The sequence below is a fragment of the Leptospira ainlahdjerensis genome (assembly GCF_016919175.1).
Taxonomy (GTDB): domain Bacteria; phylum Spirochaetota; class Leptospiria; order Leptospirales; family Leptospiraceae; genus Leptospira; species Leptospira ainlahdjerensis.
In genome coordinates this window covers 65,822-80,874 of record NZ_JAFFPU010000041.1, presented here as the reverse complement: position 1 = coordinate 80,874, position 15,053 = coordinate 65,822, and the positions used below count along the sequence as shown (strand labels likewise).

Annotated in this window: 12 protein-coding genes and 4 pseudogenes; 7 read left to right on the top strand and 9 right to left on the bottom strand. The window is 38.1% G+C overall.

The window, feature by feature from the left end; all coding sequences use genetic code 11:
* Together JWG45_RS11760 and JWG45_RS11755 are read left to right on the top strand one after the other, a co-directional pair.
* Window positions 1-960 (top strand): hypothetical protein (locus JWG45_RS11760; protein WP_232380651.1); only part of this gene is annotated, 960 nt, incomplete at its 5' end.
* Entirely contained in the window at window positions 947-1,741 is a 795-nt protein-coding gene (locus JWG45_RS11755; RefSeq protein ID WP_232380650.1) for a hypothetical protein, read from the top strand. The genes JWG45_RS11760 and JWG45_RS11755, both read left to right, overlap by 14 nt.
* Window positions 1,742-1,980: 239 nt before the next feature.
* Here JWG45_RS11755 and JWG45_RS11750 read toward each other — a convergent pair.
* The 5 genes and pseudogenes from JWG45_RS11750 to JWG45_RS11730 all read right to left on the bottom strand — a co-directional run.
* A pseudogene (locus JWG45_RS11750) lies at window positions 1,981-2,409 on the bottom strand (integrase core domain-containing protein); the annotation flags it as partial.
* Window positions 2,410-3,219: 810 nt separating this feature from the next.
* Window positions 3,220-4,391 (bottom strand): annotated as a pseudogene (locus tag JWG45_RS11745) (IS256 family transposase).
* 144 nt (window positions 4,392-4,535) lie between these two features.
* On the bottom strand, window positions 4,536-5,525 hold the full coding sequence (locus tag JWG45_RS11740; protein ID WP_205279889.1) for a hypothetical protein: 990 nt from the start codon (window positions 5,523-5,525) through the stop codon (window positions 4,536-4,538).
* Complete coding sequence (locus JWG45_RS11735) at window positions 5,501-5,986, bottom strand: hypothetical protein (RefSeq protein ID WP_232380649.1); 486 nt, start codon at window positions 5,984-5,986, stop codon at window positions 5,501-5,503. Before JWG45_RS11735 ends, JWG45_RS11740 begins: the two co-directional genes overlap by 25 nt.
* A 930-nt stretch (window positions 5,987-6,916) precedes the next feature.
* Window positions 6,917-7,948, bottom strand: a pseudogene (locus JWG45_RS11730) (IS481 family transposase).
* 213 nt (window positions 7,949-8,161) lie between these two features.
* Between JWG45_RS11730 and JWG45_RS11725 the strand changes: the two are divergent.
* Window positions 8,162-9,082 carry an LIC10906 family membrane protein gene (locus tag JWG45_RS11725; protein ID WP_205279888.1) on the top strand — a complete coding sequence of 307 codons (921 nt, stop codon included), beginning with the start codon at window positions 8,162-8,164 and terminating at the stop codon, window positions 9,080-9,082.
* 152 nt (window positions 9,083-9,234) lie between these two features.
* Here the strand turns inward: JWG45_RS11725 and JWG45_RS11720 are convergent, their stop codons facing one another.
* Complete coding sequence (locus JWG45_RS11720; RefSeq protein WP_069606220.1) at window positions 9,235-9,495, bottom strand: RNA recognition motif domain-containing protein; 261 nt, start codon at window positions 9,493-9,495, stop codon at window positions 9,235-9,237.
* 32 nt (window positions 9,496-9,527) lie between these two features.
* A pseudogene (locus tag JWG45_RS22200) lies at window positions 9,528-9,708 on the bottom strand (hypothetical protein); the annotation flags it as partial.
* 36 nt (window positions 9,709-9,744) lie between these two features.
* Here JWG45_RS22200 and JWG45_RS11715 point away from each other — a divergent pair.
* Both JWG45_RS11715 and JWG45_RS11710 read left to right on the top strand, forming a co-directional pair.
* On the top strand, window positions 9,745-10,311 hold the full coding sequence (locus tag JWG45_RS11715) for a GNAT family N-acetyltransferase (protein ID WP_205279887.1): 567 nt from the start codon (window positions 9,745-9,747) through the stop codon (window positions 10,309-10,311).
* 171 nt (window positions 10,312-10,482) lie between these two features.
* Window positions 10,483-11,577, top strand: a complete 1,095-nt coding sequence (locus JWG45_RS11710; RefSeq protein WP_205279886.1) for a fatty acid desaturase — start codon at window positions 10,483-10,485, stop codon at window positions 11,575-11,577.
* Between the two features lie 907 nt (window positions 11,578-12,484).
* Here the strand turns inward: JWG45_RS11710 and JWG45_RS11705 are convergent.
* Complete coding sequence (locus JWG45_RS11705) at window positions 12,485-12,916, bottom strand: DUF1801 domain-containing protein (protein WP_205279885.1); 432 nt, start codon at window positions 12,914-12,916, stop codon at window positions 12,485-12,487.
* Window positions 12,917-13,100: 184 nt separating this feature from the next.
* Between JWG45_RS11705 and JWG45_RS11700 the strand changes: the two genes are divergently transcribed.
* Window positions 13,101-13,562 carry a GNAT family N-acetyltransferase gene (locus JWG45_RS11700; protein ID WP_205279884.1) on the top strand — a complete coding sequence of 154 codons (462 nt, stop codon included), beginning with the start codon at window positions 13,101-13,103 and terminating at the stop codon, window positions 13,560-13,562.
* A gap of 7 nt (window positions 13,563-13,569) precedes the next feature.
* Here JWG45_RS11700 and JWG45_RS11695 read toward each other — a convergent pair whose 3' ends face one another.
* Window positions 13,570-14,157: a TetR/AcrR family transcriptional regulator gene (locus JWG45_RS11695; RefSeq protein WP_205279883.1), complete on the bottom strand. Its 588-nt coding sequence runs from the start codon at window positions 14,155-14,157 to the stop codon at window positions 13,570-13,572.
* 392 nt (window positions 14,158-14,549) lie between these two features.
* Here JWG45_RS11695 and JWG45_RS11690 point away from each other — a divergent pair, with 392 nt between their 5' ends.
* Window positions 14,550-14,987 carry an acyl-CoA thioesterase gene (locus JWG45_RS11690; RefSeq protein WP_205279882.1) on the top strand — a complete coding sequence of 146 codons (438 nt, stop codon included), beginning with the start codon at window positions 14,550-14,552 and terminating at the stop codon, window positions 14,985-14,987.
* Window positions 14,988-15,053 lie beyond the last annotated feature (66 nt).

Sequence of the window (15,053 nt, the reverse complement as noted above, 5' to 3'; positions counted from 1 at the left end):
GGAACCTGGAGCCAGTCTGGAGGTTTTCAAGCGAACACGAACTTTCTAAACGACAAGTGGAAGGCTGACTTTGTTTCCGGAAAGGCGAAAGAAGACGCGGATATGCAGGAAGCAGAACGTTCTAAATCCGCACAGAGCAGGAACAACGCTGAACAAGACGCGGCGACCTTGGCTGGGATTGGGGTTGCGGGAACTAGGAGAGAGGGAGACGAAGGAACAACACCTCATGCGAATGGAGAACCTGCGGATCCTGTGGATCAAAGAATCAATCAGTTGAAGAAAGAGTTGAGTGAAGGGATCTTGCTTGCAGATGGAAACGGTTCGATGAGTGACGCCAAAGGCGGGTCTGGGGAAGTAGCAGCAGCAAAAGAACTTTCTAAGAAGATGGCGGAGCTGAAGCACTTGGAAGGTCAGAAGGCAGCTGGTCAAAAATCAGGGGTTCAGAAAGATGGGTCGATTGTTGTCATAGGGACAAAAGAAAATAATCAAGTAGCTAACGTTTCCAATGATTCTAAAAGCCAGGGACACGTAGCTATCAAACCTGGTGAAATCGGTTATTCAATTTTGAATTTTTCTGCCGTCTTGGGTGTTGGCCCGAATTTGACTAAAACGGAAATAACAGATCATACTGGTAGAACCACTGTTTCTTGGGACGCCGGAATTTCTTTTGGCTTAGGTGGTGGTATTTCATATTCTGAGGGTAAAGTAGATGGACTAGCGCACAATATTAAATCGAAAGATTTTTCGTTCGATTTAGGAATGAATGTTGGTTTAGGCGTAGCTTCGGTAGATTTTATTTTTTATAATCGTTCTAAGGTTTCTGCATCTTTAGGGGGAGCAAAAGCGCTTCCTACTATACCTGGTAAGATAGGAGTAACAGTAACTCCAGGATCAGGCCAAGGATATCCACAATGGACAATAAGTAAATGGGACAAGAAAATTCAGAATGAAAATGAGTAAAAAATACATTCAATATTTTGCATTTTTAATTATCATAGTAGTAGGACATTACTCTCTTTTTAATTGTTCAAAGGTAATATTGCCTAAGAATTCTAAAGTGATTTCCTATGTAATTTGGGACAAAGAGACGCCAGAATTGTTTGATCTTACGTTAGATTACTCTTTTCAGAAAAACTTATCCGTATCTAACATTACATTGTATGAAATTGAAAAAGGGAACTCTCCTAATTTTGAAAAATCACTTACTGAATTTTCTGAATGTGCCTTTGGGCTTATCCCAAGGAATAGAGGAGATTTTTCATTAAACGATGCTTCGTTGGTTGTTATGTTAGTCGAAAATCCAATTGATCATTCTCGTTATACTTTTTTGATCGGTTTACAAAATTTAGAATCAAAAGTCGTGTTCATACGCAGAACTAAAATACATTCAAAAGGAGTGAGTTATGTTGAATATGAAAACGAGGGGTGTTATCAAGATAAAAATGGATATCAAGGATATATCCAACTAATTCAAGGAGACAAGGCTCAAAAACGGAATATATCGCTATTCGAAATCTTTAAAGAATATCAAGATCTCGAAAACATTCATTCAAATAAATACCCAGACCTTCATTGGCGTTTATTATTTATTAGTTTTGCATTTTTCGGTGGTGTCGGTTCAATGCTAATTCTTTTAATGTTACCTGATCGCACTAGAAATATCCCAAGAAAAAAGAAATTAATTATCGCCATAGCATACGGAACATTTTGTTTAATTATATCAGCATCGCTCTTATTATAGTATGTGAGGTGCTGAGCCTCGCAGAAATTAACCTTGCGGATATTTTTCTAATATAACGAATCCCTGATTTGATTTTGACTTAGTTTTAATCTCAAATCGGGGTTTTGGATTCTGAAATCGTATTCAAAAGTTGAATTTCATGAATTTTGAATCAACTTTTAGAAAGAAAAGAAATGTCAGGACATGGATTGACTAACTCGTTTTCAGGACGAGTTTTCGAAACGCTCACAAGGGAAACGTTAGGCTACGTTTTCGTAATGATAGGTATGATACAACCCGCCGAGAACGGGAGTGGAAATGAGTTTGCCTTTTCCGCCTTTTGGCGGGTTTAGAATCGGAGAAGGAATCGGCGAATCCTTGTTCAAGGCAAGGTGAGTTCGATGATGATTGTAAAAATGAATGAACTCTTTCAATTTCTTTTCTAAATGATACTGATTGATTGGAATGAAGAAATCTAAGAATTCGTTTCTACAAGTCTTTACCCAACGTTCTGCATAGCAGTTTTGCCAAGGAGACCGAATCGCAGTCTTTTTGTGTTTGATACCGAGCCGTTCTAAATACTTGGTGAATTTCTTTCCAAAGAGAGAATCGTTGTCGGTGAGAATATAACGAGTTTTCTTTCCCGATTGGGATTGTTTTCGAATTACGAGTTTCAAAACTTTTTTCATCCTGAGCCTAGCTAAAATTAAAATGACAGATGATTTTTCAAATATAACAGAACCTTGATTGAACTTTGGCTCTTTTTTTTGTCGCAAATACTTTCCGAAATTCTAATTTTCTGTTTTTTGGAGCAAAATTTTAAGATCAAAAATGGGTCAGGGTAGGAGACTTTCGACTCATCTAGAAAATGAGATTTCAAAAAACGGAAAATGGTTTAGAAGCTAAGCAGCTTCTTTGTCAGAATAGGTGTGATACAAGCCACCGAGTATCGGAGATGGATATATTTCAACTGAGCAGGAAAAGTAATTTTAGTAGTTATCGTTTATCCAAAGCTAACGACTATTAAATGGTGGTTTCAAGCTTTGTTAAAAAAATCTTAGAACCCTTCTTCTTTCTTGATAAAAGCGGTATAGGAACCAACTCATCAATTGTATTGAAGAGTTGGAAACGGCCTTCAAACCTTCCTTATTTTTTTTCCAAAAACCCTAAAAGTCTCCTCAACTGCACCAGCGTTGCGAAGCACTGTTCCGAAACTAAAATCCTCGATTTCCCCGCGTGAGCAATCTTAGCGAAAATCCTGCGGTGCTCTATGTATTTAGCAAAATACTAAATTATAAAAACTTAACATTGAGCGTAAGTAGATTGTAGCGCGCGACTCTGCGCTTTCACAGGAAGAAGATCTCGCGGAGGCACGCCAAGATACAGTTGAGCTTTGGAGCGAACGTAGCGGTTGGAATCGGACCAGCAGCATTTCGGAACAGATAGTGTCTTCAAAGATTCGCACAAATGAGAACTTGAGAAATGCTCTCCTTCTACGTTCAAGGCATGAGCTTTGAGGTTTTTAACTCTTTTAACTTCTCCATGTCAAGATACTTTTTAGTCCCCCATTTAGAAGACGCGACGTGCCTAAGACGAGCTGTGGCTAACATGAGAGCCGACTTCCCATCAGGAAAGGCTCCGACAACCTTTGTCCTTATCTTGATCTCTTTAATGATCCTTTCTAAAGGATTGATTGTACGAATTTTTCTCAAATGTTCGGAAGGAAAGTCCATGTAAGCCATCGTCTCGTCGATTCCATCGGAGAGAATCTTGGAAGCTTCCTTCAATTTCATTTCGATCAATCTCTCCACCACAAAGTTGGCTTTCTTTAAGGCTTCTTCTTTGTTCTCTTGAGAATGAATCGCCTTCAACATTTGAGAAATGACTTTAAAGGATCCCTTCGGAGCTTTCCCAAATACATTCAACGATATATCTCTGCCGTTTGGATTCAGGAAAGAAATATGGAATCGATTCTACTAATCCCAGACATTTATCAGAGATGATTAGATCTACACCTTTCAGACCACGATCTTTTAGATGTTTTAGGAAGGCTTGCCAACTTTCCTTATCTTCTGTGGCTCCTTCCATGGAACCCAGAACCTCTCTGTAACCTTCTGAATTGACTCCTATGGCTCTACGAGAATCGCTACGTTGCGAACTTCTTCACCCCAGGATTTTTTAAGATACAACCCATCCAAATAAACGTAAGGATACTCATCTTCGAGAGGTCGGATTCTCCATTCGTCGATTTGAACAAAGACTTTCTGATTTACTTTGCTGATCTTTGAAGGTGAGACCTTGGTTCCCCAAAGGCTTTCGGTGATGTCCTCGACTATTCGAATCGCCACCCGCCCCTCCACCCAAGATCATGTACATTGTACATCTCCATGAGAGCTTCTTCTACGGAGCTCTCTCTGCGTTTGTATCTTTCGATGATCGCCGATTCGAACGGAATTGGCCTAAGTTTGGGAACTTTTAACTTTACTTTTCCAGTTTTTGTTTCGAAGTTTCTATTATATGAACCGGCTCGTGTATCGATTCGATCCGGATTCCTTTTATACTTGGAGGCTTGCCAGAGTTTGTCTGCTTCCGCGTCTAAGAGAGCATTCAGGGTTTCTTCTATTGAGCCTCTTACGAGTTCGTTCAAGTCTTTCCCTGAGTTGAGTCTCATCCACTTGGATTACTTTCACGTGTGATTTTTCTTCTTCTGCCCTCATGGGGGTTCTCCTTTTTTTGAATTTGTTTGGTTACAATCTCAATCGGCAAGGAGAGCCTTCTCTTTAATTTTTAAATGTGCGAAAAAGTTAGGACGTTATCAATTTTTCTCTTCAGGAGCTTTGATCAATGCAAGAATCATCATATTCACTAGAACAGCCGCCAGAAAATTAAAAAAATGTGATATATGATCAATTCTTGTAAAGGCATACTTGAAAATAAGAAAAAGTGGAACAAATGAAATTAAAAAATAATAAGATATTTCAGATTTTCTAAATAAAAGAAATAGAAAAAAAGGAATTACACATAAAAGTAGCAACCACCAAGAAAACGTGTCCGCTCCAATCGTCATGCTATAGGCATTACCAATTGAAAATTCGAGAATTGAAATTAAATTAATGAATATATTAAAATCTCGGTAAATAAGAAATCGAAAAAGAAACAAATTTAATATTAAGAATAATGCAAAAATTATTATCTTTTTCCATTGCTTTTTCCAGATGTTCGACACAAACAAAGGAAAAAAATATCCGAATAATGCAACGAAATAGCTTCCCATAAAAAAACCGATAATTCCTATGAATAAAGCTGGTAAAATTAAAAAATATTTTTCCTCTTTTAATACGAACTTATCGAGAATCAATAAATTGCTGAGCAAAAGAAAAGGTAAGAACCTTATTTCACTTGCATTCACTATCCAAACGCACAAAAAAAATTGAATAGAGGCGGTCACAAAATTAATTTTATTGATTCTCAATAAAATAATACTTAAAGAAGAAAGTATAAAAAAGAAAAGAAAGCTGTTCCAAAATAAAGTTGAAATAATTATATTAGAACCGATTGGCAAAGGGACAACTAAGAACCCTAACGGGCCATAGGAGAAAAATATCGGGATTCGAGCATATTCTATATTCGCAAAATATTTATTAATGGCAATCACATAGGATTCATCCAATCCTGATTGAATTGGGCCGCCGATTTGATGTATTGAAAACAAATAAATAACGACAGAAAACAGGAAGACCAATACGTATCGAATTCCTTTTCTATCACTCTGACCTTCTACTATTTTTTGCAAATTTGTTCCCATTGATATTGAAATCCATTAAACATCTTTTTATCTTCCGTCATTAGCATAAAGGATGTTACTCTATGATCCATCTTAAGTATATTTTCAATATTTAAAGTATCGGTATCTAACTCGGTGATCAGCGGATTAATCCAAATGCCGGATATTGAGTTTTTAGGCACCAATCTGAAGAATTTCTTTCCCGAATCATTTGTATTAAATAAAATTCCTTGTGCATCTGATTTATATAATAAATTCTTTAAACGACCTTTTGCAGAGTATTTATAATCGATCTTTACTCTCAATATACAACCCCGACCAACAATGGGTACGGGAATTTCCTTGTTAAATTTACCAGAAAAAATCTCTAAATTTTCTTCAAAAGCGGGTTTTGGAATTCTATTCAAAGCGAATGGATTATTTCTTTTTCGTAATAGAATATGAGGACTTTTTTGAATTACCGGTTTGTAATTAACTAACATTCCAATTATGGAAATTGGCTCATCGTTAAAGAGATACCTATTATCAATGCTTTCAATTCCGAATTCCGAATTCCGTATTCCAAAGGATAAAATTCGGTTTGTCTAACGAATTCCAAAATGCGCTATTTTGTAAATCGATCCAAGGGGTATAAGAAATATAAGACTGAAAGGTGGGTCTGGATTTCCAGTTTAAATGGAATTTTTCAATTTCCGAGAGTTCCCAAGGGTAGGTATCTACAGTATTATCCCCAAGCACGTTTAAAATTTCTTTATCTAAGGATACCTTTCTTAAAGAGAGATTCGTTAACTGATTTAGCTGATTAGAATATTCTATAGGATTGAAAATATTCCAAACACAGCGTTTGTATTCATAAGCATTGGCATAACAAACGTTGGGAGATAATAAGGATAATCTAATGTTCTGAGTATACCCGATTGATTGAAGAAAAATCTGGCTGCAATAAAAAAACATTATTAATAATAAAATCGCTGAAAGAAAGGGACTAAAAATAAAAAGTTTCGCCTTTGTGCGAAGAGATATATTAGAATTATTGAATATAGAAATTAAATTTTGCATAAAAATGTTAATAAAAATTTACCAAATATATCCCAGAGGCTCTGATTATGCTATTTTTTGAACGAGTTAAACTTGCGCATTAACTTTTCATAGAAAGATTTTAAGAAGTTTATCTACTGGGTGGGTAGAGAATTTGCAAGAAAAAGACGAATTTTTACGAAATCGTGCACTTCGGTTGAAATACCCCATGACTTAGGTTCTCAGTCCTCTCTTCCTGCTTGCAACGCTTAAATATTTTACCAGTCCGTAAATAGGTCAATTTTTTTGGGTTGCTAAATTGAAGGTCCGTATAGCGAGAGTTATGGGCAGACAACGAAGTTTTTTGTCTGATAAGTTTCCGCAGAAAAAAAAGATTAATCTTCTAATTTTAGCTCCCGTGTTCCTTTATTTTGAATCTTTTGATGAAGAATTAAAGAAGTTCGTCGGTTTACGTTTCCTTCCGGACGAGATCGTTTGTAATTCTATTCTTAAAGAAAATCCAGTGGATATGAATTTCATAATTTGACTCTTAGAGTTTAGTTCTCCGAGCTGTTCTAAATGCTCAGAAAGCAGATTTCTCTGAACCCATTCAACATATTATTCATTTCTTTGAGCCCTTCGGACCTTAGTGTTTCGATGCCGATCTCTTCTAATTGAAGAAATAATTCGAAAGGATGTAGGTCATCTCTTCCACAATACTCACGTCCATTATCGGTAAGAACGCTCCAAACTTTGCGTTATGTTCTTCAAAGAATGGAAGGACATCGTTATTGAGAGTTTGAACGGCAGTTACAGGAATCTTTGTATTGAAAAGTCTTCCCCAAGAAAATCGACTGTGACAATCGATTGCGGTTCGCAAATAGACTCTTCCAACGCTTTTTAAGGAACCAACCATAAAGGTATCGATGGAAACCAATTCTCCGGTATAATCGACTTGTATGTGCCCTTCTCTATATTCTGGATCAAATCTTTCTAAAAGTTTAATCTGCTCCTCGCTGAGAGGTATGATTTGGTCCTTGTGATGTTCTTCGAGTCTCAGAAGTCTTTGATGTTTGGTTACGAGTTTATTTCTTGTCCAAACTCCTCTGACTCCACCGGTGCTTACCTTGATTCCTTTGAGACTGAGTTGTTGGGCGACCTTCAAACGTCCATGTGTAGGGCGTTGAAGAGAATGTGATAGGACTTCTCTTTCGATTTCTTCGCTGACCCTGTTTGGGGTGAGGTCCGCTTGGTCCCGGTATTCGATCCAAGAGTCCTTCTGCGCCGTATGTTTGAAAGTTTCTTCGGATCTCGAACCGTTGACGGGAATATCCCATGGTCTTGCAGGCTTTGCTTAGGTTTTCGAATTCACTGGCAAGCTCTTACAAATTTAGCTTTCTTCTTTTTATACTGGTGTCGTTGGTCATCGGTTTCTCGTGGGTTTAAATAATTTGCGGTAAAATCATTTTTACTTTTAGAAGAAATCGGGGCCACTGATTTTTACGCCGTTGTCAGGTGAATACACAGTTCTATGTTTAGTTCAGATATTTTCAGATTTCAATGGGTTAACTCAACACCACACCCTCTAAAAACGAGTTTACAAATCTTTGTATCTTAAGGAAATTAATTCTGTATAAGCTATGAACTACGCATTTATTATAAGTTTTTCATGTTCCTTTTTTATATTAATTTTAGGGGTATATGTTTTTCGATTCGCTCCATTAAAATACAGTAATATTCGCCTAAATTATTTATTGATGACTCTATCGCTCGGCCAATGGGTATTTTTCTCCAGTCTAAGGTATTTTATTCCTAAAGAATTAATTGATATTTACTCGAATTATGCTTTGATTCCTTCCGCTTTGGTTCCTTTTTTTTTAACAAGGGTTACAACGCAATTGATAGGGGAAATAAAGATCCTGAACAAACTGCGTTATTTTCAATACTCCATATTGAGTTACATATTGATTTCTTGTTTATTTTGCAAAGCGATCATAGTAAACCCCGACGCAATCGCGCAATTTAAACCTCTGCTTGCTTACCATGTACTAATTTTTTATTCAATTATCTACATTGGAGCATCTACTTTCTGGATGTTAAAAAATGGAATTCAATCCAAAGGTGCTAAAAGAGTTCGTTCTCATCTTCTAATGCTCGGAACTTTGATTGGTTTATTTGTTTCAATCTTGTTTGTGTATGTATTACCTTTTTTTGGAATCTTTCTTGGGCTTTTATCTTGTTTAGGCATTCTTCCTGCTACGCTTTTTTGGTCAGTAGCCATTCTACAATACAATGCATTTGAAACTAAATCAATGATATTGAAGAGCCGTTTTCTCGCGAAAAGGCAAGTTCCTTTACTCAGCCGATTAACTTTTAGGCCCGTACTTTGGTTTCATTTTCTATTGGATCCATTAGATTATCGACTCCAACTTAGAAGCAGTCGTGCGGAAGTCGTGCAAAGTATGCTGCAATACCATCTGACATTGCAGGAAGGAGCTGCAATGAGCCACCGATCGAAAATTCGCAAAGTTGCTGCTTTTTTCGAAAGTTATTTTAAGTGAGATTTCGAGATTTAGATTATTTTAGACGTCGTTATGCAAGATTCATTTCTAAAATTCCTTATCCTCGCACTAAAAAATAAAAAAGCCGCTTTCGAAGTTTTCACCTCGAAAGACGGCCATTAAAAGATATTTAAAAATTATAAATTTCTAAATTAGAATCTGTCGTTTTTAGGTTTTGCAACGTTCACTTTTAAGTTACGCGCAAGAACGTTTTTTCCGTCCAGATCTTTGATAGCTTTGTCAGCTTCGTCTTTATTCGGCATTTCAACGAAAGCAAATCCTTTTGATTTTCCGGAATACTGATCAGTAATGATCTTAACAGAATTAACTGCTCCGTGTGCTCCGAAAAGTTCGTTCAACTTTCCTTCAGTGATGTCGTAAGATAGGTTTCCTACATAAATGTTAACAGACATATTATCCTCGTGTCGTTATGAATTAGATCAAGTTATCTTGATTTAAAAACAGCATTTTCCCGGTATGTTGGGAGGTAGAAAAATTTTAGAGATGCAGGACTTAAAAAGAAGAGCAAACTTTAAGATAGGACTACGTTCAGAAGTTAGAAAATCGATTGAATAACTGGAATTCTATGTCCATACTATCGGCTGAATTTTCTTTGGCAATACTAATTTCTTAAACTTTAATATTTGTTAGGGGACGGAAGCTTGAAATTAGAGTCGAAAAGATTGATTTTTCGAGAATGGGAAGAAAAAGATCAGCTTCCCTTCGCGCAAATGAGCTCGGATCCGATGGTCATGAAGTATTTTCCTTCGCTTCTTTCCCGAGAAGAATCCGAACGATGGATCTCAAAAATCCAAGATCATTTCAGAACGTTCGGCTATGGACTTTGGGTGTTGGAGAGAAAGCGAGATCAAGAATTTCTTGGTTTTACCGGGTTTATGAACGTAAACTTTCCTTCTTTTTTCACTCCCGCAGTCGAGATCGGTTGGAGATTGCATTCTTCCTTTTGGAAACAAGGATATGCGACGGAAGCGGCAATTACTTGTCTCCAGTTCGGTTTTACCGTCCTGAAATTCCCTGAAATTGTTTCTTTTACGTCCGTTTTGAATGAAAAGTCCCAATCCGTTATGAAACGGATTGGATTGAAGGAAGTCGGGTTTTTCGCGCATCCGAATCTTCCGGAAAATCACATTCTATCCAAGCACGTTCTTTACAATACGACCGATTCTGAATGGGAACAAAATCGAGAGACATTCGACGAAATTCTTTGATTTTGAATCAGAATCGGGACGCGGCAAAAATCCGTATTCTCCCGAGCGAACTTTCTTTATTCCCTCTCTGAATTTTTTTTCCTATTCCTTGCCATTTTTTTCTTGCCAAAAGCTTTTGTTTAACTAACGTCGTTCATTAGTAAGTTAACGCCGTTCATTAAGGAGAACGTTATGGAAGTGAAAAATAACTCTTCATCATCCCCGAGAGAAACTCTCGGAGCTGTTCGAGAAACTCTCTCGGAGGCAACTTTTGAGAATCCCGCCTACAAAGGGATTGGTTACTTTTTCAGAGATCTGTTTTTTTTCGGACTCGTCGTGGTTCTTCTCTGGAACGTAAACACCTGGTATCTTCTCCCATTTCTTTGGTTTTTTGCGGGAATGACGATCGCCGCTTTGTTCATTGTCGGGCACGACTGTGCACACGAGGCTCTTTTTAAAAACAAATACCTTCGTTATTGGATCGGTCAGATTGCGATGTTACCATCTTTGCACGCTTACAATCAGTGGGCTTACGGACACAATCGAATCCATCACGGACACACGATCAAAAGAGGCGGAGATTTCGTATGGCATCCCGCGACTATGGAAGAGTATTCTAAATTTGGAATATTCAAAAAAATGATGCATCGTTTTTTCTGGTCAGCTTGGGGCGGGGGTTTTTACTATCTGGTTGAAGTCTGGTTAAAAGGAATGGTTTTGTTCACCGCGCCTTTGAAAGAGGCCGGGAGAGACAAGTGGATTATGCTTTCTTTCGCGTTTATCTCCTCCGGATTGGTCTTTTATTTCGGCGGTTCCGCGGTGGAAGGTTCATTTGATGCAGGCGCCGGTTTATGGATGTTTACAAAAGTTTGTTTGGTTCCTTTTGTCGCTTGGAACTATTTTATGGGGATCACCGTTTATGTGCACCATATTCATTCCGAAATTCCTTGGAAAACAAAGGAAGAATGGACCCCATATTACGGGCAGATGAAAGGAACAATCAACTATCATGTAAATCCGATCATGAACTTTTTCTTTCACAATATTTTCATTCATATGCCGCATCACGTTCACATGAAAATTCCATTTTACAATCTTACCCGCGCCTTGGACGAGATCAAAGCGGTTTACGGAGAGAACGTTCAGGAAAGAGATACGATTTTCGGCGATTATTTTAAATCGACTTCTCGTTGTAAGGTGATTGATTCCGAAACCGGGAAATGGATGACCTACAAGGAAGCCCGTAATTCAGCGGAAAACGAGGAATTGGAAGTAAGTCCCGCTTAAAACGATCTTAGAATTTTAAGAATTTCTTGAGAAGATAGGAACCTGTCCCAAAATCGGGAAAGGTTCCGTCAGCTCGATTGTTCCAAAAGCGCCAAACGCATAATCAAACTCACAATTTGGGAAGTTTAGTTAGAATCCACAAGGGTTCCTCGAGATTTTTGGGGATGTCTTGCAAGAACTCGGTTCGGAAGTTACATTAAAAAATTATGATTTCATAATATATAAAAATTTTCCTGAGTTTTCCTGGCACGCTCCCGCCTGAAGTTCTATATCCTTGCCTAAAAGTTGGGAGGAGATACAACGAGAATGATCCCGAGATGAGTGGTTTGTCGAAGTTCCTACGCGAGAATTTGTACTTGCGAAAAGTTTGATTTTGTGATAGAGGAAAGCCACCGAACTTTTTCCACCTGTCTATCCGAAATCAGTAACCTTACCCTCAAGTTAAGAGTAGATATGACAAGAATCGCCCCTGAGAAGAGGAATTTTGTAGAAGTTCCTACATGGAGAATTTTTTCTTGCGAAAAGTTTGATTTTGTGATATAGGAAAGTCTTCGAAATTCTTCCGCCACCCACCCCACCACCCAAGATCAGGGTGGGGCCCGCGACTTTTACGGAGGACTGTCGTAATTACGACAGATTCTTCGGAAGATGCAGACAAATTGTGGGTAAGGATTGCAAGGCCCCTTTCCATCATTCATTCAGGGAAATGGGTAATCCCTTTCAAGTTTTCACGGAAGGACTTCGTTGTTATTTTAAATCCTTTTTGAGATACAAGCAACTTAGGAGTGATGATTTTGAATCCTCTTTATGCGGAGGGTTTGACTTTTGTGGAAAATCGATTCCGGCTGATGGGGGATTGGAATATTTCAAGATTCTTTTCCTCGCACAAAAGGAAGTCGAATCTTTCCTATTTTCGTCGATCCTTTTTTTTCTTATCGAGGTGATAGGTAAGGGCCATAGAAATACAAACGCTCAATTCTTTGGTAGGAAACGGATCCTTTGCATTCAATCGAATACAACGGTTTCCTTCAAATCGAATTTTTTTCGGAAAGAGTTCTCGGAACGTTTCTACAAGATTGGTCTGACAGTGAAAGAAAAGTGCGTAAGCATTTTCTTCCGCGGAGACTCGATCGATCCGAATCGTACTTCCACTTTTTGTCTCGGGAGTAAGATAACTGGGTTGGCCCCATTTTAAGGTTTCTTCCAGATTGCCGACTCCTTCAGTCGACTTCGCGATTTTAAAGATCAATTCTCTCACGCTTAATAATTTTTCTCTTACATTTTTGGGATAGGTTCGAAATACTTCCGCAACCTTTGGATTTTTAAAATTCTGATGCATCTGGTTTCAGATTCGGGTTCGACTTTATTGGAAAGGAGTAACTTCCAGCCTTCTGTCTGCAAGTGCATTTCCCTGTTGTTTTGAAAGGTCTAAGAAAAACTTGTCAGTTTAGAATTTAAGAATCCGAAATGGATTGATTCCTATTGCAAAGAGGAAAACTTGAATTCTTTCAACCGAAACCTCTATGAATCTTGAGACTACTAAAATCGATCCGAGTTCAACGGAACTTCCTTGGAACTTGCTACTTTCCGCCGATCCTTCCGAAGAGCTCGTTCAAGAGTATTTGAAACGAGGAATTTCTTACATCGCAACCAAGGGAGAGGAAGTGATCGGAGTTTACGTTTTGATTTTTACTCGCCCTGAAACCTTGGAGTTGGTCAACGTTGCGGTCGACGAAAAGTTTCAGGGAAAGGGAATCGGCAAAGCTCTCGTTCTGGATGCGATTTCAAAGGCGAAAGAATTGAAGGTGAAAGTTCTGGAGGTTGGAACCGGAAACTCAAGTCTTTCCCAATTGGCTCTTTATCAAAAATGCGGTTTTAGAATTTCAGGAGTTGATAAGGACTTTTTTTTAAAACACTATCCGGACCCGATTTATGAAAATGGAATCTTGTGCAGGGATATGATTCGAATGAGTCTAGATCTTTAGAAAAAAATCAGGATTCTTCCAGTCGTAGCAACTCCGCTTCCAAACGATCTATGAATTTTCGATTTCCCGTAACTCCGTAGAGTTGCATGGCGCCTTGATATAAGAATAACACCTTTTCTGAATATTCGATCGCAGTTTTAGCATCCAGGGTTTTCTTTTTTTGCCAAATGGGTTGTAAAAAATAAGCGCTAAAACTCCGATTCCAGCGATCCAGAGATTCGATGACTCTTTTTCTCAAATCGGGTTCATCGTGGGTTTGGTTTGAAAAATTGGCAAGAGGGCATCCGAAACGATAGGTGGACTTAAGTCCCCTTTTTAAAAATCGAATCCAAGAAGAAACAAAGTCTTTGTACTTCGGATATTTTTTCATCATCACTTCCGCTAATCCGATAATTTCGTCCTCTTGAAATTCGACATAACTGAGTCCAAGATCCTTTTTCGAAGGAAAATAGCGATATAAGCTTTTTTTAAAAGCGCCCGCTTCATTTAGAATTTCGTTGATTCCGGTATTCGTATAACCTCTTTCGTAAAAGAGTTTCACGGTCGCTTTCAGGATACGATCTTTTGTTTGGTCGGGCTTTGTTAAAGTTTTCATAAGGGTTTTCTAATATCCTCGGATTCAAGTTTAAAAATTCAAGATGTAAACAAAGGAACTTTTTGAAATTCCCTAAATTACTCTCCGAGCTGAACTCATAAAATCGATCCTACTCGTTCGATTTATTTTCGAAGTGAAAAGAAATTCGAATTCTCCCGAAATTAATTTTTCGAAAAATCCACGCCCTTTTCGAAATCATTTCGATCCCTTTTATTTATACCAAGGGCCCCGGAAAATTATCAATCTACCGAGTAAAATTTCCGCCTTCAAGAAGCCGAACAACGGGGCATTTTTTACATATTTTTAGAATCGTAAAATGGTAGACAGATTTGTCTACCATTTTATAGGGTTAATCAATGGTAGAACAATCGGTCTACCATTAGGAGGATTTTATGAATACCCTTGAAAAAGAACAAGTTTCGGAAAAGCCGATAAAACTTTTTACCCATATCCTAAAGGTCCGTTGGGTGGATTTGGACGAAAACGGACACGTAAACAACGGAATCTATCAGAGTTATTTTGACGAGGCGAGAAGGGCCGCTTTTGAAGACGCGGGATTCGATATGAACGAACTTCGAAAACGTCAGGTCGGTCCCGTTATCTTGAGGGCGGAATTGGATTACAAAGCGGAGTTAAAGTATCCGGAAAAAGTCAAACTTACGACTCGATTTGAACCTAACAAAGGAAGCCGTGTGCTCGTGGTTCAAGATATTTATAGGGAATCGGATGGAGCCTTGGTTTGTTCCGCGAAATTTCACGGACTTTTTATGGATTTTAGTAGAATGCGTCCTTATAAGGTGACCGACGAAGAGGCGAGCAGACTCTCGTAAGAAAAAATAGATTCCTAAAAAAAATCGAGATTTTTTTCTAAGAATTAGGCTTTGATTTTTTAAGTC

Bases quoted from the DNA above. Each gene is read 5' to 3' on its own strand.
- JWG45_RS11755 (WP_232380650.1), top strand. From the start codon at position 947: ATGAAAATGAGTAAAAAATACATTCAATATTTTGCATTTTTAATTATC.
- JWG45_RS11740 (WP_205279889.1), bottom strand. From the start codon at position 5,525: ATGGGAACAAATTTGCAAAAAATAGTAGAAGGTCAGAGTGATAGAAAA.
- JWG45_RS11735 (WP_232380649.1), bottom strand. From the start codon at position 5,986: ATGTTAGTTAATTACAAACCGGTAATTCAAAAAAGTCCTCATATTCTA.
- JWG45_RS11725 (WP_205279888.1), top strand. From the start codon at position 8,162: ATGAACTACGCATTTATTATAAGTTTTTCATGTTCCTTTTTTATATTA.
- JWG45_RS11720 (WP_069606220.1), bottom strand. From the start codon at position 9,495: ATGTCTGTTAACATTTATGTAGGAAACCTATCTTACGACATCACTGAA.
- JWG45_RS11710 (WP_205279886.1), top strand. From the start codon at position 10,483: ATGGAAGTGAAAAATAACTCTTCATCATCCCCGAGAGAAACTCTCGGA.
- JWG45_RS11705 (WP_205279885.1), bottom strand. From the start codon at position 12,916: ATGCATCAGAATTTTAAAAATCCAAAGGTTGCGGAAGTATTTCGAACC.
- JWG45_RS11700 (WP_205279884.1), top strand. From the start codon at position 13,101: ATGAATCTTGAGACTACTAAAATCGATCCGAGTTCAACGGAACTTCCT.
- JWG45_RS11695 (WP_205279883.1), bottom strand. From the start codon at position 14,157: ATGAAAACTTTAACAAAGCCCGACCAAACAAAAGATCGTATCCTGAAA.
- JWG45_RS11690 (WP_205279882.1), top strand. From the start codon at position 14,550: ATGAATACCCTTGAAAAAGAACAAGTTTCGGAAAAGCCGATAAAACTT.